19 protein-coding genes are annotated in these 22,909 nt (G+C 69.3%); 11 read left to right on the plus strand and 8 right to left on the minus strand.

The features are described 5' to 3' along the window. The first annotated feature begins 73 nt into the window (after positions 1-73). The 4 genes from C0R46_RS07465 (at position 74) to C0R46_RS07480 (ending at position 3,562) form a co-directional block, all read left to right on the plus strand. Positions 74-979, plus strand: a complete 906-nt coding sequence (locus C0R46_RS07465) for a LysR family transcriptional regulator (RefSeq protein ID WP_102958965.1) — start codon at positions 74-76, stop codon at positions 977-979. Positions 980-1,070: 91 nt separating this feature from the next. Continuing rightward, positions 1,071-1,541: an RrF2 family transcriptional regulator gene (locus C0R46_RS07470; RefSeq protein ID WP_102958966.1), complete on the plus strand. Its 471-nt coding sequence runs from the start codon at positions 1,071-1,073 to the stop codon at positions 1,539-1,541. After that, positions 1,525-2,235: a class I SAM-dependent methyltransferase gene (locus C0R46_RS07475; RefSeq protein ID WP_102958967.1), complete on the plus strand. Its 711-nt coding sequence runs from the start codon at positions 1,525-1,527 to the stop codon at positions 2,233-2,235. Before C0R46_RS07470 ends, C0R46_RS07475 begins: the two co-directional genes overlap by 17 nt. A 250-nt stretch (positions 2,236-2,485) precedes the next feature. Then, positions 2,486-3,562 carry a D-alanine--D-alanine ligase family protein gene (locus C0R46_RS07480; RefSeq protein ID WP_102958968.1) on the plus strand — a complete coding sequence of 359 codons (1,077 nt, stop codon included), beginning with the start codon at positions 2,486-2,488 and terminating at the stop codon, positions 3,560-3,562. 86 nt (positions 3,563-3,648) lie between these two features. On the opposite strand, the gene C0R46_RS07485 is transcribed toward C0R46_RS07480, so the two are convergent. Continuing rightward, on the minus strand, positions 3,649-4,536 hold the full coding sequence (locus C0R46_RS07485) for an SDR family oxidoreductase (protein WP_102958969.1): 888 nt from the start codon (positions 4,534-4,536) through the stop codon (positions 3,649-3,651). 126 nt (positions 4,537-4,662) lie between these two features. Between C0R46_RS07485 and C0R46_RS07490 the strand changes: the two genes are divergently transcribed. Then, entirely contained in the window at positions 4,663-5,628 is a 966-nt protein-coding gene (locus C0R46_RS07490; RefSeq protein ID WP_102958970.1) for an AraC family transcriptional regulator, read from the plus strand. A 48-nt stretch (positions 5,629-5,676) separates the two neighbouring features. Here the strand turns inward: C0R46_RS07490 and C0R46_RS07495 are convergent, their stop codons facing one another. Beyond that, positions 5,677-6,576: an AraC family transcriptional regulator gene (locus C0R46_RS07495; protein ID WP_102958971.1), complete on the minus strand. Its 900-nt coding sequence runs from the start codon at positions 6,574-6,576 to the stop codon at positions 5,677-5,679. 132 nt (positions 6,577-6,708) lie between these two features. Between C0R46_RS07495 and C0R46_RS07500 the strand changes: the two genes are divergently transcribed. Continuing rightward, positions 6,709-7,464, plus strand: coding sequence for an SDR family NAD(P)-dependent oxidoreductase (locus tag C0R46_RS07500; RefSeq protein WP_102958972.1), 756 nt, complete (start codon positions 6,709-6,711; stop codon positions 7,462-7,464). A 77-nt stretch (positions 7,465-7,541) separates the two neighbouring features. On the opposite strand, the gene C0R46_RS07505 is transcribed toward C0R46_RS07500, so the two are convergent. From C0R46_RS07505 to C0R46_RS07515, 3 genes are read right to left on the minus strand one after another with little or no spacing between them, the layout of a single operon-like run. Next, entirely contained in the window at positions 7,542-7,862 is a 321-nt protein-coding gene (locus C0R46_RS07505; protein ID WP_102958973.1) for an Atu4866 domain-containing protein, read from the minus strand. Beyond that, entirely contained in the window at positions 7,862-8,590 is a 729-nt protein-coding gene (locus tag C0R46_RS07510) for an SDR family oxidoreductase (RefSeq protein ID WP_102958974.1), read from the minus strand. The genes C0R46_RS07505 and C0R46_RS07510 overlap by 1 nt, the downstream gene beginning before the upstream one ends. Positions 8,591-8,619: 29 nt before the next feature. After that, complete coding sequence (locus C0R46_RS07515) at positions 8,620-9,369, minus strand: SDR family NAD(P)-dependent oxidoreductase (RefSeq protein WP_102958975.1); 750 nt, start codon at positions 9,367-9,369, stop codon at positions 8,620-8,622. 96 nt (positions 9,370-9,465) lie between these two features. Here C0R46_RS07515 and C0R46_RS07520 point away from each other — a divergent pair, with 96 nt between their 5' ends. Further along, the gene (locus tag C0R46_RS07520; RefSeq protein ID WP_102958976.1) at positions 9,466-10,374 is read left to right on the plus strand and encodes a LysR family transcriptional regulator; all 909 of its coding nucleotides are present in this window, start codon (positions 9,466-9,468) and stop codon (positions 10,372-10,374) included. A gap of 43 nt (positions 10,375-10,417) precedes the next feature. Here the strand turns inward: C0R46_RS07520 and C0R46_RS07525 are convergent, their stop codons facing one another. Further along, entirely contained in the window at positions 10,418-13,213 is a 2,796-nt protein-coding gene (locus C0R46_RS07525) for an ATP-dependent helicase (RefSeq protein WP_245413464.1), read from the minus strand. 124 nt (positions 13,214-13,337) lie between these two features. Continuing rightward, complete coding sequence (locus C0R46_RS07530) at positions 13,338-14,666, minus strand: NAD(P)/FAD-dependent oxidoreductase (protein WP_102958977.1); 1,329 nt, start codon at positions 14,664-14,666, stop codon at positions 13,338-13,340. Positions 14,667-14,923: 257 nt separating this feature from the next. Between C0R46_RS07530 and C0R46_RS07535 the strand changes: the two genes are divergently transcribed. After that, positions 14,924-15,817 carry a dienelactone hydrolase family protein gene (locus tag C0R46_RS07535; RefSeq protein WP_102958978.1) on the plus strand — a complete coding sequence of 298 codons (894 nt, stop codon included), beginning with the start codon at positions 14,924-14,926 and terminating at the stop codon, positions 15,815-15,817. A 16-nt stretch (positions 15,818-15,833) separates the two neighbouring features. Here the strand turns inward: C0R46_RS07535 and C0R46_RS07540 are convergent, their stop codons facing one another. Next, the gene (locus C0R46_RS07540) at positions 15,834-16,463 is read right to left on the minus strand and encodes a gamma-glutamylcyclotransferase family protein (RefSeq protein ID WP_342586496.1); all 630 of its coding nucleotides are present in this window, start codon (positions 16,461-16,463) and stop codon (positions 15,834-15,836) included. A 134-nt stretch (positions 16,464-16,597) separates the two neighbouring features. On the opposite strand from C0R46_RS07540, the gene C0R46_RS07545 reads away from it, so the two are divergent. The 3 genes from C0R46_RS07545 to C0R46_RS07555 all read left to right on the plus strand — a co-directional run bounded on the left by C0R46_RS07545 (position 16,598) and on the right by C0R46_RS07555 (position 22,832). Beyond that, positions 16,598-17,083: a cupin domain-containing protein gene (locus C0R46_RS07545; protein ID WP_245413490.1), complete on the plus strand. Its 486-nt coding sequence runs from the start codon at positions 16,598-16,600 to the stop codon at positions 17,081-17,083. A gap of 127 nt (positions 17,084-17,210) precedes the next feature. Next, a complete protein-coding gene (locus C0R46_RS07550; protein ID WP_102958981.1) occupies positions 17,211-18,620 on the plus strand; it encodes an FAD-binding oxidoreductase in 1,410 nt (469 codons plus the stop codon). 105 nt (positions 18,621-18,725) lie between these two features. Beyond that, positions 18,726-22,832 carry an AsmA family protein gene (locus C0R46_RS07555; protein WP_102958982.1) on the plus strand — a complete coding sequence of 1,369 codons (4,107 nt, stop codon included), beginning with the start codon at positions 18,726-18,728 and terminating at the stop codon, positions 22,830-22,832. Positions 22,833-22,909: the final 77 nt, after the last annotated feature.

The following is a 22,909-nucleotide window of genomic DNA, read 5'->3' on the forward strand; positions in this document are numbered from 1 at the left end:
CGTCACAGATAGACTTTGCCGTAGAGTGCGATAATCCAGTACAATCCGCACGGGCTGTGCGGGAGGGCGGACAATGCAGGCGGATCTCGGCGACCTTCAGCTGTTCGTCTTGGTGGCCCGTGCCAGGGGGTTTCGGGAAGCCGCACGCTTGAGCGGCGCCAGCGCGTCGAGCCTCAGCGAAGCGATCCGCCGGCTGGAGGCACTGCTCGGCGTGCGGCTGTTCCACCGCACCACCCGCAGCGTCGTGCCGACCGAAGCCGGCGAGCGGCTGCTGGAGCGTCTGGCCCCGGCGCTTGACGAGGTGGAGGCGGCGCTCGATGTCGTCAACGGCTTCCGGGACCGGCCCGCCGGGACGCTGAAGCTGAATGTGCCGATCAGCGCCGCACGGCTTGTGCTGCCGGCGATCGTGCCGCCGTTCCTCGCCGCCTATCCGGACATCAGCCTGGAGATCGTGGCGGAGGACAGTTTCGTGGATCTCGTCGCGTCCGGCTGCGACGCCGGCATTCGCTATGACGAACGGCTGGAGCAGGACATGATCGCAGTGCCGATCGGCCCGCGCACACAGCGCTATGCGACCGCTGCGGCGCCTAGCTATCTCGACCGCTTCGGCCGGCCCGAACACCCGCGCGACCTTCTCAGCCATCGCTGCCTGCGCGGCCGTTTCGCCAGCGGGGCGATGACCGTCTGGGAGTTCGAACGGGAGGGTGAATTCATCCGCGTGGAGCCGACCGGCCCGCTGATTACGCGCGTCTCGGCCTCCGACCTTACAGTGGAAGCAGCGATCGCCGGCCTTGGCATCGTTGCGCTGTTCGAGGAGTGGCTGCGCCCGCAATTCGACAGCGGCGCGCTGGAGCCGGTGCTGCAGCCCTGGTGGCCGACCTTCCCGGGGCCTTTCCTGTATTATTCGGGCCGGCGGCTGGTACCGGCGCCGCTGCGGGCGTTTCTGGACTTCGTGAAGGCGGCGGGCAGCGGCGCCTGAAGCTGGCACAGGTCAGGCCACGAGCCGACGCCGAGTACGGCTGAGGGGCCCGCCTTGACCGGCATCCCAATCATGTACTAATCAAAGTTACATGAGACAGGACAGCCGATTATCGGGCGTGCTCCACGTGCTCCTGCACATGGCGGAGCACAATGGGCCCGTGACCTCCGAGGTGCTGGCGAGAGCCATGGACACCAATCCCGTGGTGCTCCGGCGTGTCATGGCGGGCCTGCGCGAGCAGGGCTTCGTCCAGTCCGAGAAAGGCCACGGCGGCGGCTGGATGATCGCCTGCGACCTCTCGGCCGTGACGCTGCGCGACGTCTATGACGCGCTGGGCCGACCGTCGCTGCTGGCGATCGGGCACCGAAGCGACAATCCCGGCTGCCTAGTCGAGCAGGCGGTGAACGCTGCGCTCGGCGCCACCTTTGCGGAAGCGGAGGCGCTGCTGCTGCAGCGCTTTGGCGACGTGACGCTTGCAGCGCTCAGCGCCGACTTCCATGCCCGCCTAGCGGCGCGGCCGCACCCGATGAAGACGGAGACCGACCATGTCGCATGCAGCTGAAGACGGCTCGCAGCACTTCCTGCGTGCCTTCTCCGACCCCCAAGCCGTGGCGCACTATACGGACGGGCCGAAGCGCTTCGTGCCCGGCCTCGACGGGCTGCACCGCATGACCGGCCTGCTCCTCGCGGAGGCTGTGCCGGACGATGCGACGATCCTCGTTCTCGGTGCCGGCGGCGGGCTGGAGTTGCGGGCAATGGCGGAGGCGCATCCCGGCTGGCGCTTCGTCGGCGTCGATCCGGCGCCAGCGATGCTGGATGTCGCGCGCCGGACGCTTGGCCCCCTGACAGCGCGGGTCAAGCTGGTCGAAGGGTATATCGATGACGCGCCGGATGGGCCCTTCGATGGCGCCACCTGCCTCCTGACCCTGCACTTTCTCCAGCCGGAGGAGCGGCAGCGGACGGTGGCGGCGATCCGCCGGCGCTTGAAGCCGAACGCGCCCTTCGTCGCGGCGCATGGCAGCTTTCCGCAGGATCGGGGCGAGCGGTCGATCTGGCTGTCGCGCTACGAAGCCTTCGCCATGAGTTCCGGCGCCGACGAGGAGATGGCACGCAAGGCGCGGACGGCGGTCGAGAGCAGCGTCGCCATGCTGGATCCGGCCGCCGACGAAGCCATCCTGAGGGCGGGCGGCTTCCCCGATGCCAGCCTGTTCTATGCCGCGTTCATGTTCCGCGGCTGGATCGGGCATGCGGGCTGACGGGATTGGATGAGCTGGCTTGGAGGAAGAAGGTCGCCAGCTTTGGCCTGACCTCGCTCTCGTTGTCAGGGCGGGCGACGTTCGCCCCCCGGCATCAGCTGACCAGCCTGAGGATCGTTAAAACTTTCGCTACGTCAGTCGCGCTAGTCATCGTCCACGACTGCGCCGGCGGTTGGCCTCGCAGGCGTGCCTTCAGACCGGCGCCTTGTCGTGATGGATGAGCCGCCACACGAGCGCCGGAGCGTTTCCCATGACCGATCTCCCGTCCAAGCTGCGCATCGGCATCCTCTTCGGCGGCCGCTCGCCGGAGCACGAGGTCTCCGTGATGTCGGCGACGAATGTCGTGCAGGCGCTGGATCCCGCCAGGCACGAGGGCGTGCCGATCTATGTCACCCGCGACGGGCGGTGGCTGCTGAGCGGCTTTGCCGAGGGCAGCTTGGCGCGGCCCGACGCCGGCACCTCGGTCTGCCTCCTTCCGGGTGGGGAAGGGCGGCTGATTGCCATCGAGGAGAGTGGCTCCACGCGGGAGCTCCCCAAGATCGACATCCTCTTCCCGGTGCTGCACGGCTTGCATGGCGAGGACGGCTCAATGCAGGGCTTGGCGGACGTGGCGCGTGTGCCGCTCGTGGGCTGCGACATCTTGGGATCGGCGACGGCGCTCGACAAGGACATCGCCAAGCGGCTCCTGCGCGACGCCGGCATTCCGACCGCGCGCGCGGTGACGATCCACCAGGGGACGACGCCGAGCTTCGCCGAACTGAGTGCGGAGCTGGGAACCCCGATCTTCGTGAAGCCGGCGCGGCAGGGCTCGTCCGTCGGCGTCAGCAAGGTTGCGAGCGAGGCCGAGCTGCAGGCGGCGCTCACGGAAGGCTTCCGGCACGACCGCAAGCTTCTGGCGGAGGCCTTCATCAAGGGCCGCGAGATCGAATGCGCCGTGCTGGAGGCGCCGGACGGCAGCCTCTTCGTCTCGCGGCCGGGCGAGATCGTGCCTGCGGAAAGCCACGGTTTCTACAGCTACGACGCCAAATATGTGGACGTCGAAGGGGCTGCGCTGAAGGTGCCGGCGGTGGTGCCGGAGGCGGTAGAGCAGCGCCTGCGCGACCTTGCCGCGCGGGCTTTCACCACGGTGGGCTGCGACGGGATGGCGCGCGTCGACTTCTTCGTCACCGCCGAGGACGACATCCTCCTCAACGAGCTGAACACGATTCCGGGCTTCACCGACATCAGCATGTACTCCAAGGTGATGGCAGCGAGCGGCGTCAGCTATCCAGAGGTCATCGAGCGGCTGATCGCGCATGGCCTGGCGCGGGCGCAAGCACGGCCCTGAGCGACCGTCCGCGGACAGCGATCCGACCCTGAACGGACGGAACAAGGAGCCGGCAGCATCGGCCGAGAGGCCGCCGGCTCTTCACGTCAGCTGAAGTAGTAGGGCTGGTCGATATCTTCGATGAGGCCGGGCCCGCTTGGGCTCCAACCGGTCAGCTCGCGCGTCTGCCGGCTGGAGGCGCTCATGTCGAGGCCGGCGAAATGGGTGAACCAGCCGAAGTGCCCGGCGGCCTCCTCCTTCGTCAGGCCGGCGACGGGAAGGCCGAGACGGCGGCCGATGACCTCGGCGATGTCACGAAACGGCATGCCCCCTTCGGCCACGGCGTGGTAGGCCGCTGCGGTCGCACCGCCTTCCAGAACGAGCCGGTAGAGACGGCCCGCATCCGACCGGTGCACGGCCGACCAGCGGTTGGAGCCGCCGCCGACATAGGCGGCGATGCCCTTTTCGCGGGCCAAGTTGATGAGGATCGGCACGAAGCCATGGTCGCCCTCGCCATGCACGGAGGGCGGCAGGCGCATCAGGACGGCGTTGATCCCCTGCGCGCGAAGGGCCTGCACCGCTTGCTCCGTCGCGACGCGCGGCGAGGCGCCTTCGCTGGGCTGATCATCCTCGATAATCTCCCGGCCGCCGGGGAAGACGCCGATGCCGGAGGTGACGATCAACGGCCGGTCCGAGCCTTCCAGCGCACTCCCCAGCGCCGCGACGATGTGGCGGTCCTCTTCGCAGCTCTCCCGGAAGCGCGAGAAGTCGTGGTTGAAGGCGGTGTGGCAGACCGCGTCCGCCGCCGCGGCGCCACGGCGCAGGCTGTCGAGGTCGTTGATGTCGCCGCGATGCGGCTCAGCGCCGGCCGCCCGCAACGACGCTTCGGCCGCATCGGTCCGCGCGAGACCGAGAACCTGATGGCCGGCCTGGAGAAGCTCCTGGACGACCGCCGAGCCGACAAAGCCGGTCGCTCCGGTGACGAAGACACGCATGATGATGCTCCCTGACGGATGATGGCGCCCGCGCCTTGCAAGGCCCGGCTTTGGAATAGGCGATTGCCTGCCGGACGATCCATGCTGTAGCGTCCGGAACTTCTTCGCGATCGTCCGGGTGTGCTGATGGATCCCCTATCCGACGTCCTGTCGCTGCTGGAGCCCCGCAACTACATGTCGGCTGGCTTCGATGCCGGCGGCAGCTGGGCGATCCGGTTCCCCGACCAGCAGGCCAGCATCAAATGCGGCACCGTGGTGACCGGCCGCTGCCTCGTCTCGGTCGAGGGTATTCCGGATGCGGTTCTGCTTCGGCCGGGCGACTGCTTCCTGCTGCCGCATGGTCGGACCTTCACGCTTGCCAGCGATGCGGACGCTGAGCCGGTCGCGGCGGGAGCGACCTTTGCCTCGGTGCGGGAGGGCGGCATTGTGAGCCATCAGGGCGGCGGCGACTGCTTCATCGTCAGCAGCCGCTTCGCCCTTCTCGGCGAGCATGCCGCCGGTCTGCTGCGCACGCTGCCGCCGATCGTCCACATTCCTGCGGAAGCCGGCGAGGCGAACGAGGGGGCGCTGCGCTGGCCGGTGGAGCGGATGATGCAGGAGCTGCGCCAGCCGCGGCCGGGCGGCACGCTCGTTATGCAGCATCTCGCGCATATGATGCTGATCGAAGCGCTGCGGCTGCATCTCACCGAAGGGCCGGCGGCTGGGCGCGGCTGGCTATTCGCGCTGGCCGACCGGCGCTTAAGCCGGGCGCTGACGGCGATCCATGCCGAGCCAGCGCGGCGCTGGACGCTGGGGGTCTTGGCCGAGCGGGCCGGCCTTTCGCGGTCGAGCTTCGCCGAGCGCTTCAAGACGGTCGTCGGCAAGGCGCCCATGGAGTACGTCACGCAATGGCGCATGCTTCTGGCGGCGCGGCGGCTGCGGGATCGGAGCGAGCCTGTGTCGGCGATCGCGCTGTCGCTCGGCTACGAATCGGAGAGCGCCTTCAGCACTGCCTTCAAGCGAGAGATGGGCATCTCGCCACGCCACTATGGCCGTGAAGCCGAGGCGGTGGATCGTGCCGCGACGGAAGCTGACGCGCTGGCGCTGGTGTGAACCGGAGCGCCCCGCCCGAGACGAGGCCGCTGCACGACCGGGCGGTGATCAGGCTGCCGGCTGCGCCGCCCGAACCGCGTCCCGCGCCGCCGCCGTCTCGCGCACCGGCGGCAGGCCGAAGAACCGGCCATACTCGCGGGTGAACTGCGGCACGCTTTCATAGCCGACGGCAAAGGCGGCGCTGCTGGCGCTCGCCCCCTCCGCCAGCATCAGCCGTCGGGCCTCGATCAGACGCAGCTGCTTCTGGAACTGCAGCGGCGACAGCGAGGTCACCGCGCGAAAATGCTGGTGGAAGGAGGAGGGGCTCATGCCGGCCACAGCCGCGAGACGCTCCACCGGCAGCGGCATGGCGAAATCGGCCCGCAGCATCGCGACGGCCCGGGCGATGCGCTGCGCCGGCCCGTCCGGCCAGCCGAGGCGCCGGATGGAGGGACCAAGGCGGCCGGCGAGGAGCCAGTAGTGCATCTCGCGCAGCAGCTGCTCGCTCAGCACCGGCAGCGCCGCCGGCCGGTCGAGCAGGCGCATCAGCCGCAGCGCCGCGTCGGCCGCCTCTGCATCCGTCGGCTCGACCCGCACCGCGGTGCCATGCGAGCCGGAGGCGGCCGGCATCTCCGCCGCCAGTTCGGCGATGAGAGCGGGATCGAGCTCCAGCACCAGCGACAGGTAGGGGGCGGTGCGGCTGGCGCGGGTGATCTGGCTGACCGTCGGCACGTCGGCGGCGATCAGGAGCGAGTCGCCGGCGGAAAAGGCAAAGCCCTCAGTGCCCATCGTCACGTGCTTGGCGCCCTGCAGGACGAGGCAGGCGAGCGGGCGCGAGATGGCATAGACCAAGCCGCTTGGCGCGGTGGCGCGCACGGTGGTGAGGCCGCGAATCGCGGTCGCGGCGATGCCATCGGCGTCGGAATGCGCTTCGGCGTGGCGGCGGACGGTGTCGAGTAGCGTCGTCATAGCGGCACTCTAGCCTCCGAACGTGCGTCTTGCACGCGGTCTTGGAGGATCAGGCAAGGAATGTCGAGGTTCCGGCAACACGGCCTGGCGCCGACGGGCGATATCAGGGCCTCAACCAAGAGGAGCCCCAAAATGACCACCATCACCCTCATCACCGGCGGCAGCCGCGGCCTCGGCCGCAACACCGCGCTCAGCATCGCCGCGCGCGGCGGCGACGTCATCCTCACCTATCGCAGCCGGCGCGAGGAGGCGGATGCCGTCGTGGCCGAGATCGCAGCCACCGGTCGCAAGGCAGTGGCGCTGCCGCTCGACACCGGCGACGTCTCCGGCTTTCCCGCCTTCGTGGCGGCGCTGCGGCAGGTGCTCCCCGAGACCTTCGGGCGCGACAGCTTCGACCACCTCGTCAACAATGCAGGCCATGGCGACTACGCGCTGATCGCGGAGACGACCGAGGCGCAGTTCGACGCGCTGGTGAACGTCCACTTCAAGGGCGTCTTCTTCCTGACGCAGGCGCTGCTGCCGCTGATCGCCGACGGCGGTCGCATCGTGAACCTCTCCTCCGGCCTGACGCGGGTTTCGGCGCCGGGGTGGAGCGCCTATTCCGCGGTGAAGGGCGCCGTCGAGGTCCTCAGCGTCTACATGGCCAAGGAACTCGGCAGCCGCGGCATCGCCGTCAACACAGTGGCGCCCGGCGCGATCGAGACCGACTTCTTCGGCGGCGCAGTGCGCGACACGCCGGACTTCAACAAGTATTTCGCCGAGATGACGGCTCTCGGGCGCGTCGGCGTCGCCGACGACATCGGGCCGATGATCGCGAGCCTGCTGTCGCCCGACAACCGCTGGATCAATGCGCAGCGGATCGAGGTCTCGGGCGGGCAGGGGATCTAGGCGGCATGAAAGAGGCCGGCGCTGCGATGCGCCGGCCTCGTGTTCAAACATTGCCCGTCTGCCGGAGCGACATCCCGTCAGCGACGCTCGCGAAAGAACACCATGCCGCCATGGTGCAACTCGTCGTTGCTGACGAAGGTGCCGTCGGCGGTGAAGCCGGTGTCGTCCCAGTAGAAGATGCCGGTGCCGTTTACCTCGTAGCGGCCCTGATAGGCGCTTTGCCGCTGCCCGCGCGCCTCGTCGTAGCGGCCGTTCGCCAGCAGCTCCTGCCGGATACGGCCGTCGGCGGTGACCCACATGCCGACGTAAGGGTGGTTGGCCTCAGCCATGGCTTCGTTTCCTCTGGCGGGTTCGATGAGGAGGGCCGCACCGAGCGCGGCAAGGGACAGGGCGCGCATCAGTAGGGCGACTTCGTCGGGCGGACGACGATCTCGCTGACGTCCACATCGGCCGGCTGCTCCAGGGCGAAGCGCACGGCGCGTCCGATGGCAGCAGGCTTCAGGGCGATCGACCGGTAGCCCTTCATCAGCTCCGCTGCCGCCTCGTCCGTGATCGTGTCCGCCAGCTCGCTTTCCACCACGCCGGGATGGATGCAGGTGACGCGGATATCCTGGCTCTCCTGCCGCAGGCCGTCCGAAATCGCGCGCACCGCGTATTTCGTGGCGCAGTAGACGGTGGCCGTCGGCGAGACGCTCAAGGCGCCGATGGAGGCGATATTGACGATGTGGCCGGAGCGGCGCGCCGTCATCTCGGGCAGCACGGCGGCGACGCCGTAGAGGACGCCTTTGATGTTCACGTCGATCATGCGGTCCCACTCGTCCACCTTCAGCGAGGCCATGAGCGACAGCGGCATCACGCCGGCATTGTTGACGATAGCGTCGATCGGGCCGAAGGCACTCCGCCCGGCCTCGGCGAAGGCTTCGACGTCCGCACGACGCGTTACGTCGAGGCGCTGCGTCTTCACCTGTGCGCCGGTCGCGCGCAGCTCGTCGGCCAGCGCTTCGAGCCGGTCGGTCCGCCGGGCGCCGAGCACCAGCCTGGCGCCGGCGGCAGCAAGTTCGCGGGCGATGCCGACGCCGATGCCGCTCGATGCGCCGGTGATGAGGATGGTCTTGTCCAAAGCCATGGTCGTTTCCTTGTTGGATTGTGTTGCGGTCACTGCGCCGTCCAGCCGCCGTCGGCGGCGACCAGCGCGCCGGTGACGAAGCTCGATGCGGGAGAGGCGAGGAAGGCGATCACCTCGGCTATTTCCTCCGGCTGGCCGATGCGGCCAATCGGATGCTGGTCGCCGAAGCTGCGCAGCATGGCGCGGCCGTCGCCCTCGACGACGCCCTCCATGATGTCGGTCTCGATGACGCCGGGCAGTACGGCATTGGCGCGGATGCCCCGCTCGCCGCCCTCGATCGCGATGACGCGTGTCAGCTGGGCGATGGCGCCCTTTGAGGCCGCGTAGGCAGCCTGCGTCTTGAAGGCGACGACGGAGGAGATCGAGGCGACGGAGACGATGGCCCCGCCATCCGCCATCACCTTCATCGCCTCACGCGCCTGCAGGAAGTTGCCGCGGGCGTTGACGGCGAGGATCGCGTCGAAATCGGCGACGGAGGTGTCGACCAGCGGCACGTTGAGCGTACGGCCAGCATTGTTGACGAGGATGTCGAGGCGGCCGAAGCGTTGAAGTGCCAGCGCCATGGTGGCAACGGCATCCGCCTCTTCGGTAACATCGGCAGTAAGCGTCGCGACATCCTCGGTGGCGAGGGCGTGGACGGCGTCGGACCGGTCGATGGCAACGATCCGGGCGCCGCGCCGGCGCAGCAGCGTCGCCGTTGCGTGGCCGATGCCGCGGGCCGCGCCTGTCACCACTGCCACCTTGCCGGATAGGTCCCAGGTGTGGGGAATATTGGTCATGTCCTGTCTCCTTCCTGCGATGGGGGAGACGTAAGCGGCAGTGGTCCGTCAGACAATTTGCTCAATCGTAACGACGCCGGTAAGATGATCTAACCAATGATCAGCGACCTCACCGGACTGTCCGTCTTCCTTGCCGTTGCCGAGACGCGTAGCTTCCGCGTCGCGGCGGAGCGGCTCGGGGTCACCCGCTCGGCCGTCAGCCAGTCCCTGCGGCGGTTGGAGGATCGCCTCGGCATGGCGCTGGTGCAGCGGACCACCCGCAGCGTCAGCCTGACGGAAGCGGGCGCTGCCTTCTTCGAGCGGGTCGCGCCATCGATCCGCGAGCTGACGCAGGCGATGCAGACCGCGAGCGACCAGCCAGAGCGGCCGAGCGGCCGGCTGCGGCTCGCCGTGTCGAGCATTGCCGAAAGCTTTATCTCCGGTCCGCTGATCGCTAGCTTCGCGGCGGCCCATCCGGCGGTCGAGATCGACGTCACGGTGACGGATGCCGAATTCGACATCGTCGCGGAGGGGTTTGACGCCGGCGTCCGCCTCGGCGAGGTGCTGGAGCAGGACATGATCGCGGTGCCCGTCTCCGGCGACCAGCGGCAGATCGTAGTCGCAGCGCCGGGCTATCTGGAGCGGCATGGCACGCCAACGCATCCGCGCGAGCTCGCCGCGCATCGCTGCATCGGCTGGCGCCCGGCGCCGGACGTCGCGCCTTATCGCTGGGAGTTCACCGAAGAGGGGCGAGACTTCGACGTGGCGGTGAAGCCGCAGGTCACCACCAACGACATGGGACTGATGCTGCGCACGGCGCTTGCCGGCGGCGGGCTGACCTTCGGCATGGAAGAAACGTTCCGGCCGTATCTCAGGCGCGGCGAACTCGTTGCTCTTCTCGAGGACTACGGCCCGCCATTCCCAGGCTTCTTCCTCTACTTTCCCGAGCGGCGGAACATGGCGCCGAAGCTGCGGGCGCTGGTCGACCACGTGCGGCAGCACCGCACAGGTGGCGCTGCCGGGTAGAGTTCAGCCTCAGATGCGGTTCATCGCCATGGACGGCGCCGCGTCACACAGCCTCGACAAAACTGTCGAGGACGCGCTTCTGGCCGGCACGGTCGAAGTCGACGGTGAGCTTATTGCCCTCGACCACCGCCACGGTGCCATTGCCGAACTTGAGGTGAAACACGCGGTCGCCGACGGAAAAGCGGCTTTCCTCCGTCGCGACGGACTTTGCCACCAGCTCACCGGCGATCTCGCGCGGGCCGCCCGCCTTGGCGGAGGAGTAGAGGCCGGCGCCGCGCCGCGGCGGCTGGTTGGAGCCGCGCCCCTGGCGCAGCGGCGTCGGCTCGGTGTTCATGCGGCCGGCGAAGCCCGATCCGCCCGAGCCGCCGAACCCCGCCTGCGAGCCGCTGCTGAAGCCGCCGGCCTTGGCTTCGGCATCCCGCGCATAGCGGTCTGCCTTCGACTTCACCCCGTCGTCGTCATAGGCGATTTCGCGAATGCGCCCGCCGCCCCAGCCATCGCCGGCAAATCCGGCGCCGGGCGTGCCGCGCGCCTGCGCGGCCTGGGCGCGCTGCCAGCCGGGGGTGCGATAGGCCCCCTGATTGAAGGCGGCGGTGCCGTCCCAGCGGCTGGCGCCATAGCCGCCGAAGCCGCCGGCGCCGTAGCCCCCATAGGACGTGTTCGCCTCCATCACCTCCACATGGTCCTCCGGCAGCTCGTCGAGGAAACGGGAGGGGATGGTCGATTGCCAAAGGCCGTGAATGCGGCGGTTGGAGACGAACCAGATCTTCACCCGCTTCTTGCCGCGGGTGATGCCGACATAGGCGAGGCGCCGCTCCTCCTCGAGGCCGGAGCGCCCGCCCTCGTCGAGGGCGCGCTGGTGCGGGAAGAGGCCTTCCTCCCAACCCGGCAGGAACACGGTCTCGAATTCCAGCCCCTTGGCCGAGTGGAGCGTCATGATGGAGACGGCGTCGAGTTCCTCGTTCTGCTCGGCGTCCATGACGAGCGCGACATGCTCCAGGAAGGAGGGCAGGCTCTCATACTCCTCCATGGAGCGGATCAGCTCCTTGAGGTTGTCTAGCCGGCCCGGCGCCTCGGCCGAGCGGTCGTTCTGCCACATCTCGGTGTAGCCGGACTCCTCCAGGATCGTCTCGGCAAGATCGGTATGGCGCGTGGTGCCGAGGAGCGACGACCAACGGCGGAACTGCTCGACCAGGCCGCGCAGGGTGGCGCGCACCTTCGGCTTCAGCTCCTCGGTCTGCGTCAGCTCGCCGGCGGCGGCGATCAGCGGGATACCCTTGGCCCTGGCATAATCGTGGAGGAGACGAACGGTGGCGTCGCCAAGGCCGCGTTTCGGCGTGTTGACGATGCGCTCGAAAGCGAGATCGTCGGCCGGCTGCACCACGGCGCGGAAATACGCCATGGCGTCGCGGATCTCCAGGCGCTCGTAGAAGCGCGGGCCGCCGATGACGCGGTAGTTGAGGCCGAGCGTGACGAAGCGGTCTTCGAACTCGCGCATCTGGAAGGACGCGCGCACCAGGATGGCCATGTCGTTCAGCGCGTGGCCCTGGCGCTGCAGCTGCTCGATCTCCTCGCCGATGGCGCGGGCTTCCTCCTCCGAGTCCCAGCCGGCGTTCACCGCAACACGCTCGTGCTCGGGGTCGGAGAAGTCGGTGAAGAGGGTCTTGCCGAGCCGGTCCTCATTATGGGCGATGAGATGCGAGGCGGCGCCGAGGATGTGGGCGGTGGAGCGATAGTTGCGCTCCAGCCGGATCACCGTCGCGCCCGGAAAATCCTTCTCGAAGCGCAGGATGTTGTCGACCTCGGCGCCGCGCCAGCCATAGATCGACTGGTCGTCGTCGCCCACACAACAGACGTTCACAGTGCTCCCGCTGTCGCCGCTTCGCGGCTCGCTCCGCAGGGGCGCGCCATCGGGCGCGGCGGCCGTTCGGCCTTGCCTCGCTGCGCTCGGAGATGCGTCGCCTCCTGCACCGCTGGCAACGGCGCCATGATCTTCCACAGCGCGATCCCGCCGCGGCTGCGGGCGCTGCGCGAGGAGGCGCAGCCACAGATACTGCGCGACGTTGGTGTCCTGGTACTCGTCGACGAGGATGTAGCGAAAGCGCCGGTGATAGTCGGCAAGGACGTCCGGGTGCGCGCGGAAGATCGCGATCGGATGCAGCAGCAGGTCGCCGAAATCGGCGGCGTTGAGGCTCTTCAGCCGGTCCTGATAGGCCTGGTAGAGCTCGCGGCCCTTGCCGTTGGCGAAGGCCCGAGCGTCGCCCTCCGGAATGTCCTTCGGTGTCAGGCCCTTGTTCTTCCAGCCATCGAGCATGTTGGCGAAGGAGCGCGCCGGCCAGCGCTTGTCGTCGAGACCCTCGGCCTGGATCAGCTGCTTGATCAGCCGGATCTGGTCGTCGGTGTCGAGGATGGTGAAGTTCGGCTTCAGTCCGGCGAGCTCGGCGTGGCGGCGCAGGATTTTCACGCCGATCGAGTGGAAGGTGCCGAGCCAGGGCATGCCCTCGACCATCGAACCGACGAGAAGGCCGATGCGCGTCTTCATCTCGCGCGCCGCCTTGTTGGTGAAGGTGACCGCGAGGATCTGGCTCGGAAACGCCCGGCCAGTGGCGAGGATGTGGGCGATGCGGGTGGTCAACACCCGCGTCTTGCCGGTGCCCGCGCCGGCCAAGACCAGCACCGGCCCCTCCGTCGTCTCGACGGCGGCCCGCTGCTCCTCGTTCAGCCCGGAGAGGTAATCCGGCGTCTGCGGCGCCCGCGCCGCCATGGCCCGCGCCGCGATACCGCCGCCGCGGGACGGCTGCGAAGCGGGGTGCGGCGGCAGATCGTTGGAATCGCTCATCGTGCCTATGTAGTCGGTTCGGCGGGGAACACTAGCGGAACATCGTCGCGCCACAAGCGGCGCTCCGCTCCTGTTGCGTCCGCGCCCCGGGCGCTCATTCGTGGACGGCGGCGGCGCGCCGCGATCAGATGCCGGCCTCGACGGTGATGCGGCTGCCGTCGCTGAAGCGCGAGAAGCGGAACGGGTGGGGATCCACCACCGGGTCGTCGCCTGCAACGATGTCGGCCATCAGCCGGCCGGCACCCGGGCCGATGCCAAAACCGTGGCCGGAGAAGCCGGTCGCCATGAAGAAGCCGGGCAGGCTCGGCACGTCCGAGATGACCGGCACCGCATCGGGCGTGACGTCGATGAGGCCGCCCCAGCGCTGCTTCTCCCTGGCCGCGGCAAACGCCGGATGCGAGGCTCGGAAGGCCGCAAAGGCTGTGTCCAGAAGCTTGTGCGCCGGCTCCGGGTCGAGCACGCGCTCGTGCTCGAAGGGCGAGATCGCGTCGGCCGCCCAGCGGCGCGGCTGGCGCAATTCGGTGAGGAAGCGTCCGGAGAGGCGCAGGGCTAGGCCCTTGTAGTTGCCGCGCAGCGCCGGCAGGAACGCACTGAAGAGGCGGAAACTGTCCGGTGTGATGTCGAAGGTCGACAGGCCGCCATGGGCGATGTTGTAGCCGCCATCGAGCCGCTTGCGAAAGGCGAAGTCGGAAGCGGCCGAGGAGATCTCCGGCGCGTCGTCGAGGCGCTCGGTGCGCAGGACCGAGCCGAGGACCTTCAGCTGCGGCAGCGCGATGCCGGCATTGCCGGCAAAGAGCCGCGACCAGGCGCCGCCGGCGAGCACCACGGCCTTGGCCGCGATCGGCCCGCGCTCGGTGACGACGCCGGAAATGCGCCCGCCTTCCGTCTCGACCGTGCGCACTGCGCAGTCGGTGAGGAGCGTGCCGCCGGCCGCGGCGAAGGCCCGGGCGATGGCGGGGGCGGCCATCTGCGGCTCGGCACGCCCGTCGGACGCGGTGTAGAGCGCCCCCGCCACAGGGCGCGAGAAGCCCGGCATCAGCGCCTGCACCTCGGCCTGCGAGATCAGCTTCGAGCCGATCTGGTGCTGGCGCGCATGCTCCAGCCACGGCTCGTAGCTCTCCAGCTCGGCCTTGGAGTCGCACAGATACAGGATGCCGCAGGTCCGGTAGCCGACATCCTCGCCGACTAGCCCGTCGAGCCGCTTCCAGATGCGCAGGCTTTCCTGGATCAGCGGGATCTCGCGCGAATCGCGGCCCATGGCGCGGCACCAGCCCCAATTGCGGCTGGACTGCTCGCCGCCGATCCGGCCCTTTTCGCAGAGCGCGACGGAGAGCCCCTTCTGCCGAAGGAAGAAGGCGGTGCTGGTTCCGGCGATGCCGCCGCCGATGACGACGACGTCGACGCTCTTCGGCAGAATGGCGGAGGGGACGACCGAATCGACGTCGGGTGACAAGGGGAGCCTCGAGTGCGGAGGAGAGGAGAGGGGCCGCGCGTCGGGCGGATACTTTCCTATAGGAGCTTGCAGGAGCGTCCTCAACGCCGCCGCGCGAGGGGCCAGGCCGTGCTCGTCGACAGCCGGCAGGCGCCGCTGCGCCACGGGACAATTGGTCGCTGCCGACGGGTGGCCCCTTACAAGCGCTCGGAGTTGCTAGGCGATTGCGTGCCGCGCCTCGGATGCTAACGTCTGCCGGGCAGGCGGAGGAGGGCACCATGGCACAAGACGAGCAGCCGGCGATCAGCCAGGCGATGATCGACGCTTATGACGAATACACCCATCTGACCCTCGACCGGCGCGGCTTCATGCAGAAGCTGACCGGGCTCGCCGGCTCGGCTTCGGCGGCCGCCGCGATCGCGCCGCTGCTGGCGGCCTCGCCCACGCGAGCAGAACTCGTCGCGCCGGAGGATTCACGGCTGACCTCGATCTGGGCGACGCTGCCCGGGCCCGAGGGCGACATCAAGGCCTATCTGACGAAGCCGGCAGGCAGCACCGGCGATCTCCCCGGCGTCCTCGTGATCCACGAGAACCGCGGGCTCAACGCGCACATCCAGGATGTCGCGAGGCGCCTGGCGCTGGAGGGATTTACCGTGCTGGCGCCGGATCTTCTGTCCGCCGCCGGCGGAACGCCGCCCGACGAGGATCAGGCGCGAAAGCTGATCCAGGAGCTGAACGCCGCGACGACCGTGAAGAACGCCGTCGCCGCGGTCGACTGGCTGGGCCAGCAGGGCGGCGTCGAGGGCCGCGTCGGCGCTGTCGGCTTCTGCTGGGGCGGCGGACTCGTCAACGACCTCGCCGTCGCGGACCCGAAGCTGAAGGCGGGCGTTGCCTATTATGGCCGGCAGCCGGACGCGGCCGAGGTGCCGAAGATCAAGGCGGCGCTGATGTTGCACTATGCCGGCCTCGACAACCGCATCAATGCTGGCATCGACGCTTACCGTGAGGCTCTCGAAGCGTCGAAGGTGGAGCACGAGATCTTCGTCTACGAAGGGGTCAACCACGCCTTCAACAACGACACCTCGGCCGCGCGCTACGACAAGGCGGCGGCCGATCTCGCCTGGAGCCGCACAGTCGGCTTCCTGAAGGACAAGCTCGAGGCCGACAGCTGAGGCACCGGGACGAGCGTCAGGCGCGACCGCTGCTTGCGGCGGCGTCCACGCCTGACGCGGCGGCTGCCGCGACGAGCGGTTCCACCGGCAAACCAAAGTCGCGATAGCCGGCTTCTATGACGGCAAGATAGGCATTCGCGGGCACGGCGTAGCCGGCTTCGTTCATGCGATAGGCGAACACGGCCGGAGCAGCTTCGGGCTGACCGTCCGCGGGAGGAATGGCGTCTGGCCCGAGCCACTGCGGCAGGATCTCGATCCGGCGATACAGCCCGCCGTCGAGATTCTCATAGGCGTCGAGCGCGGCTTCGCAGGCTGCAGTGACTCGCCACAAGCCGCCGACCACGTTGCAGCCCGCGGCGGGCTCGATATCGGCGAAGGTCCGGAAGACCAGCCGGTAATCGGCCAGGGTCGCTGCGCCGACGGGTTCGGCGCCGGGGCACAGCGCCGCCATATGCGCTTTGCTGAGATTGGAGCCGTAGGCGAAATAGAGGCGGTCTGCCACGCTCAGCTCCTCGGCTCGCGATCTGTCATCTGGCGCCCCGCCGCCGCATATCCGGCGACGGCGGCCGTATCGCTCATGACCACCGGTCGACGTGCCTTGCGGAGACACGAGCCTCGCGGAACAGCCCGCGCTCCGGGGCACCACGGAGCTCGAACGGCGCTGGACGGGCGATCGACTATCGGTTCATCAGCATCATATCGTCGGCAAAGCCGATACGACCTCAACTACTGGCTTGAGGACCGCAACGAAAGCACAAAGAAGGACGATCCGCCTTGCAAGTGATCCGGCTTCAGCCGACAGCCACCATTCCGAACAGCCCGCTGCCGCTCCTCATCCTGCCGGGTGCTCTGCCGCCGGAGGCCCGCAACTCCGCCGATGGCGAGGCGCTGCTGAAGCGCAACGGCTGGCAGGGCACCTGGACCTACACCGTCTACGACTTCTGGCACTACCACACGACGGGCCATGAGGTGCTCGCCTGCATCCGCGGCGAGGCGGTGATCGGCTTCGGCGGCGAGGGCGGCGTCGCAATCACGCTGAAGCCCGGGGACGTCGCCATCCTGCCGGCCGGCACCGGGCACAAGCGCCTCTCCGGCACGAGCGACTTCGCCGTCGTCGGGGCCTATCCGCCGGGCCAGGACGGCGCCATCGTGCGGGAGGGCTCGATGAGCGTCGACGCGGCGCGGCAGGCGATCGCCCTCTTGGCGCTGCCGGAGAGCGATCCGATCACCGGCGACAAGCCCGGCGTGCTCGCAGCTTGGCGGTAAATGTCGGCCGCGGAAGCGAGGCTCGGTTCGGCCGCGGCCGCCAGCCACGGGATGACGGCGGCATCGGCTGCGTCTATGCATGCGGCGGAGCCGCCGCGGCGGCGCTGCCGGCCGGGAAGGAGCGAACATGGCCCTGAAGGACATCCTGTCGGAGGCGCGCCCGGCGCGTGAGGGGATTGCGCGGGCGCTGCCGATCCTCAAGCAGCGCTTCGGGGACCGCCTCGTCACCGGCGAGGACGTGCGCCGCGCCCATGCGCATTCAACGAGCTACATTCCCAACCAGATGCCGGACGCGGTGCTGTTTGCCGGGAGCGAGGACGAGGTGCGCGATCTCGTGCTGATCGCCGGTGAGCACGGCGTGCCGATCATCCCCTTCGGTACGGGGTCGTCGCTGGAGGGGCATGTCAACGCGCCGCAGGGCGGCGTCTGCCTCGATCTGTCGCAGATGGACAAAATCCTGGCCGTCCATGCCGAGGATCTCGATTGCACCGTCGAGCCGGGTGTCACCCGCGAGGCGCTGAACAACGCGCTGCGCGACACCGGCCTGTTCTTCCCGATCGACCCCGGTGCCAATGCGAGCATCGGCGGCATGGCGGCGACGCGGGCCTCGGGCACGAATGCGGTACGCTACGGCACGATGAAGGACAACGTGATCGGCCTTACCGCCGTGATGGCGGATGGGCGGATCGTGCGCACCGCACGGCGGGCCAAGAAGACCTCCGCCGGTTACGACCTGACGCGGCTTCTGGTTGGGTCGGAAGGTACGCTCGGCATCATCACCAGCATCAACCTGAAGCTCTACGGCATACCTGAGACGATCCTCTCCGGCGTCTGCCCATTCCCAAGCGTGAAGAGCGCCTGCGACGCGGTGATCCAGACGATCCAGACCGGCATCCCGGTGGCGCGGATCGAGCTTCTCGACGAAGTCGCGGTGAAGGCGGCGATCGGCTATTCGCAGCTCGACCTGCCGGCCTCGCCCTGCCTCTTCATCGAACTGCATGGCTCGCCGACCGGCGTCGCCGAGCAGTCGGAGCTGTTCTCGGCAATCGCCGAGGAGCATGGCGGCGGACCCTTCGCGGGCTCGACCCGGACGGAGGAGCGGGCGAAGCTCTGGAAGGCGCGGCACAATTTCCTCTGGGCGGCGATGGCGCTGCGGCCGGGTGCCCAGAGCATCTCGACGGATGTCTGCGTGCCGGTGTCGCGGCTTGCCGACTGTATCGAGGAGACCCGCCTCGACATCGAGGCGACCGGCCTGCTCGCACCGATCGTCGGCCATGTCGGCGACGGCAATTTCCACGTTTCGATGCTGCTCGATGCGAGCGATCCCGCCGAGATCGACAAGGCGGAAGCCTTTATCGCCCGGCTCAACGATCGGGCGCTCGCCATGGACGGCACCTGCACGGGCGAGCACGGCATCGGGCAGGGCAAGCGCGGCTTCCTCGCCCGCGAGCTGCCGGAGGCGCTGGAGGTCATGCGGGCGATCAAGGCGACGCTCGACCCGAAGAACATCCTCAACCCCGGCAAAATCTTTCTCTAGCGGCCGCGCCGCCTCGTCCGGCGGCGGAAGGCTCTTAGCCACGTTCGGATGCGGCGGCGGCGCCGCATTGCCGCACCGGGATGCTTCGGCTAACACAAAATCATCATGGCCGCCCGCTTTCGCCGCCGGGCGGCGCTTGCGTCGACACGCCGCCACGGCCTGCCGAGCAGTCTCCGGCGGGAGGGAAGGAGCCTCGCCCTGATCAGAGCCTTCGTCGTTCTCGGCAGCCTTCTGGTGCTGGCGCTGATGGCGGCCGTGATCGCGCCCTTCTTCATCGACTGGACCGCCTATCGCGCCGACTTCGAGCGTGAGGCCTCGCGCATCGTTGGGCGGCCGGTGGTCGTTCATGGCGACGCCTCGGCGCGGCTCCTGCCGTTTCCGTCGGTCACCTTCACCAATGTCGCGGTGGAGGGCGCCGGTGACGTGCCGCTGATGACGATCGACCGTTTCCGCATGGATGCCGAGCTGGCGCCCTACCTCTCCGGCGAGATCCGCATCTATTCGATGACGGTCGAGCGGCCGCGCGTGCGCGTGCCCGTTTCGGAGGCGGGTCGCGTCGACTGGGTGGTGGGGCAGCCGTCGTTCCACACCGCTGCGACCGTGGTGCTGGAGAACGTCGCGATCACCGATGGTTCGGTGCTGATCGAGAACGGATTGACCGGGCGATCGCATGTCCTGTCCAACGTCAATGCGACGCTGTCGGCCCGCTCGCTCGTGGGTCCGATCGCCGGCTTCGGCAGCTTTGTCGCAGACGGCGAGGCGCTGCGCTTCTCGATCAGCTCGGGCGAGGCACAACCGGACGGCGCCCTGCCGCTGAAGCTCGATGTCGCCTCGGACCGGCTCGACGGCAGCGTGACCTTCGACGGCGCTGCGCGTGTGGCGGAGGGGCAGCCACACCTCGCCGGGACGCTGCAAGTGCAGCGGCCGCCGGCGGCGATGCTGACCGGGTCTCCCGGACCGACGGGAACAGCCGATACCGCGGCCTCCGGTGCGGATGCCGCCGACGAACAGACGCCGGTGCACATGACGAGCGCGGTCGCGGCCACGGTGACCGCCGCTGAGCTGAGCGAGATGCGTGTCACGGTCGGCAAGGGGACGGCGCCCTATGCGATGACCGGTGCCGGCACGCTCGACTTCGGCAAAAACCCGCATTTCACTCTGGATCTCCAGGGCGAGCAGGTCGACGTCAACACTCTGGCTGCGCCAGGCACCGAGGAGACAGGACTGGCTTCTTCGCAGGGTGCACCAGCTGTTCCTCCGACGGATGTCACGCCGGGGGCGGCGGACACGCCGAAACCGAGCTTCGCCGAGCGGCTGGAGGCGACGCGCCGCGTGCTCGCCGCCATTCCGCAGCCGCCGCTGCCGGGCACCGCGACGATCAAGCTGCCGGTGGTGGTGGCGGGCGACACCACGATCCGCGACGTCGGCTTCGTGGTTTCGCCTGGCGCTGCCGGCGCCTGGACGGTGAAGGACTTTGCCGCCGAACTGCCCGGACGCACCCGCATCGAAGCCTCCGGCGACGTCTTTCCCAGCACCGCGCTGCGGTTTGCCGGCGACCTTCTCCTGGCGTCCCGCCAGCCCTCCGGCTTCGCCGACTGGCTGACGGGTTCGGTCGATCCCGCAATCCGCACGCTGCCGCGTGCCGGCTTTTCCGCCAAGGTTGATCTGTCGGCGGCGGCACAGCGTTTCGACGAGCTGGAGGTGGACGTTGGCGGGCAGGGCCTGAAGGGGCATCTGGCGCGATCGGCCGAGAGCGGCCATCGCCTCGTCGACGCCGAGCTTTCCGGCGGCGCGATCGATCTCGATGCGCTGCTGGCGCTGTCGAGGCTCTTCACCGGCGCGGGCGAGAGCGTTGCCTCGGCCGACCGGCTGCGGCTGAAGCTCAAGGCTGGGCCGATCCGCAGCGGCGATGCCGCGGCGGCGCGCGTCGACGCCGACCTTGCCTATGATGGCGCTACCCTCTCGATCGAGCGCCTCGACATCGGCGATCTCGCGGGCGCCAACCTGTCGACCGCGGGCCGGCTGACCGGCCTCGATCAGTCGGCCGAGGGCGCGCTGACCTTCAAGCTGGACGCCGAGCGACCGCAGCCGCTCTTCACGCTGCTGCGCGACCGGCTGCCCGAAGTCCCCATCGTCGCGGCGCTGGCCGAGCGCTCCGACCGCCTCGGCCCGCTGGCGGTCAGCGGCGAGGTCAAGACCGCGCCGGGCGAAGCCGGCGCCAAGCCGACGCTGATGCTGCGGCTGGCGGGACGCGCGGACGGCACGGCGATCAAGCTCACCAGCGCGCTGGAAAACGGGCTCTACGGCGCAAGCGAAAGCGGCCGCTTCGGCGCGGAGCTGACGCTGACGAATGATGAGCCGGGCGTGCTGCTGGCGCAGCTCGGCCTGGAGACGCTGCCGGTGGATGCGCCGGCGCCGCTCACCGCCGCGCTCTCGCTCTCGGCGGCTGCAACCGGGCCGGTGGCCGCCAGCGCCAGCCTGCGCGCGCCGGGAACGGACATCTCGGCGGACGGGACGCTCGACATCGAGCCGGCGGGCCTCGTCGGCGCCGATCTGTCCGTGGCAATCCGCAGCACCGACCTCTCGCCCTTCCTCCTGATGACGGCGGTCTCGCTCGGCCAGTCCTTCGAGAGCCTGCCCGTCGAAGCCGCGGCGCGCCTGTCCTGGTTCAAGGACGACTGGACACTTCAGGATCTCTCCGGCGACATCGCGGGTACACGCGTCGCAGCCGATCTCGCGCGGACCGGCGGCGGTGCCATCGGCGGCAGCGTGACGCTGTCGGACCTCTCGATGCCGTGGCTGGCGACGCTCGTCTATGGCCGTGCGCCGCTGGATGACGCGGCCGGGCTCTGGCCTGAAGAGGCGTTCCTGCCGTCGCTGCTGCCGGACGTCGAATACGGCGTCGACCTGAAGGCCGACCGGCTCTGGCTCGGCACCGGTCCCGAGGCCGCAGGCGTCTCGGCGCGCGTGTCCGGCGCCGGCGATCGCCTCTCGATCGAGGCGCTGAGCGCACGCATAGCCACGGGTACGGTCGAGGGCTCGGCCGCCTTCCGCAACGCCGCCGGGATCGGCAGCGCCTCGCTGAAGCTCAACCTTGCCGGCATCGACTTGGCGACCCTGTGGCCGGCCGCCGCGCCCGGCGAAACCGCGCCGGCAGGAACCGGACTGAACGGGACGCTCGCCGCGACGGTGGCGATCGATGCCAGCGGCCAGTCCTATGCCGGGCTTGCCTCGGCCTCCGTCGGGGCCGGCCGCGTCGAGCTGACGGATACGGAACTGCCGGGTCTGGCGGAAGGGCTCTTCCCCTCCATCCTGGCGGCAGCGGATGCAGAGGGTTTCGACGCTTCGGAGCCCAATGCGAGCGCCTTGGTGAAACGCCTTTCGGCTGGCCGGCGCTACGGTCCGCTCGACTTCGGCGCCGACTTCGCGCTGACCGGCGGTGTCGCCCGCTTCACGCCGACGGCCATCGCCCGTCCCGGCGAGATGCTGACGGTCGGTGGCTCGCTCGATCTCGCCGATCTCGATGCCGAGGCCGACCTGTCGCTCGCGTTCGATCCGGGAGACGAGGCGGTGGAAGGCGCGGTCCCTGCAGTCACCTATGCCCTGCGCGGTTCGGCCGCGGCGCCCTCGCTGACGATCAGCGCCGAGCCTCTCGCAAACTACCTGTCGGTGCGGGCGCTGGAGCGCGAACAGGCGCGGGTGGAGGCGATGCAGGAGGCGTTGCAGGAGAAGCTGCGGCTGCGCCGCGAGGCGAGGCTCTACCGCTCCCGCGCCGAGGAATTTTCCCGTGCGGCCGCGGCCAACGCCGCCGAAGAGGCCGAGCAGATGCGGCTCGAACGCCAGCGGCGCGAGGATGCCGAGCGGCAGGCCCGGCTGGAAGAGGAAGCGCGGGCTGCGGCCGCAGCGGCCGCAGCCGAGGCGGAACGGGCGGCTGCTGAGCGTGCCGCGGCGGAGCGGGCTGAGCGTGCGGCCGCCGAACGCCGTCGCGAGGCGGAGGCAGCTGCGGCTCAACGCAGCCGTGCGCCGACGCCTGCGACGCCGGCATCGCCGCAGATCAGTCCGACGGAGCGCCCGGCAGTGGCGCAGCCGCCGACGACACCACGTCCGGAGCCCGATTTCGGCGCGCCGGTTGCCGGACCCGATGCGCCTGCGACGACTCCGGCGCCTGACTTCCCGTCATTGCCGGGCGTCAACGATCCGCTGCGGTTCTGATCGCAGGCCGATGCTGGGTTCATCACGCTCGCGACGGTGCGGCAGGCCTCACTTGATCGTCCGCTGACCATCGCCTC

The organism is Mangrovicella endophytica (assembly GCF_002893625.1).
Lineage (GTDB): Bacteria > Pseudomonadota > Alphaproteobacteria > Rhizobiales > Rhizobiaceae > Mangrovicella > Mangrovicella endophytica.

Coding starts and splice junctions, on each gene's coding strand:
- C0R46_RS07465 (WP_102958965.1), top strand. CDS start 74: ATGCAGGCGGATCTCGGCGACCTTCAGCTGTTCGTCTTGGTGGCCCGT.
- C0R46_RS07470 (WP_102958966.1), top strand. CDS start 1,071: ATGAGACAGGACAGCCGATTATCGGGCGTGCTCCACGTGCTCCTGCAC.
- C0R46_RS07475 (WP_102958967.1), top strand. CDS start 1,525: ATGTCGCATGCAGCTGAAGACGGCTCGCAGCACTTCCTGCGTGCCTTC.
- C0R46_RS07480 (WP_102958968.1), top strand. CDS start 2,486: ATGACCGATCTCCCGTCCAAGCTGCGCATCGGCATCCTCTTCGGCGGC.
- C0R46_RS07485 (WP_102958969.1), bottom strand. CDS start 4,536: ATGCGTGTCTTCGTCACCGGAGCGACCGGCTTTGTCGGCTCGGCGGTC.
- C0R46_RS07490 (WP_102958970.1), top strand. CDS start 4,663: ATGGATCCCCTATCCGACGTCCTGTCGCTGCTGGAGCCCCGCAACTAC.
- C0R46_RS07495 (WP_102958971.1), bottom strand. CDS start 6,576: ATGACGACGCTACTCGACACCGTCCGCCGCCACGCCGAAGCGCATTCC.
- C0R46_RS07500 (WP_102958972.1), top strand. CDS start 6,709: ATGACCACCATCACCCTCATCACCGGCGGCAGCCGCGGCCTCGGCCGC.
- C0R46_RS07505 (WP_102958973.1), bottom strand. CDS start 7,862: ATGCGCGCCCTGTCCCTTGCCGCGCTCGGTGCGGCCCTCCTCATCGAA.
- C0R46_RS07510 (WP_102958974.1), bottom strand. CDS start 8,590: ATGGCTTTGGACAAGACCATCCTCATCACCGGCGCATCGAGCGGCATC.
- C0R46_RS07515 (WP_102958975.1), bottom strand. CDS start 9,369: ATGACCAATATTCCCCACACCTGGGACCTATCCGGCAAGGTGGCAGTG.
- C0R46_RS07520 (WP_102958976.1), top strand. CDS start 9,466: ATGATCAGCGACCTCACCGGACTGTCCGTCTTCCTTGCCGTTGCCGAG.
- C0R46_RS07525 (WP_245413464.1), bottom strand. CDS start 13,213: ATGAGCGATTCCAACGATCTGCCGCCGCACCCCGCTTCGCAGCCGTCC.
- C0R46_RS07535 (WP_102958978.1), top strand. CDS start 14,924: ATGGCACAAGACGAGCAGCCGGCGATCAGCCAGGCGATGATCGACGCT.
- C0R46_RS07550 (WP_102958981.1), top strand. CDS start 17,211: ATGGCCCTGAAGGACATCCTGTCGGAGGCGCGCCCGGCGCGTGAGGGG.
- C0R46_RS07555 (WP_102958982.1), top strand. CDS start 18,726: ATGGCCGCCCGCTTTCGCCGCCGGGCGGCGCTTGCGTCGACACGCCGC.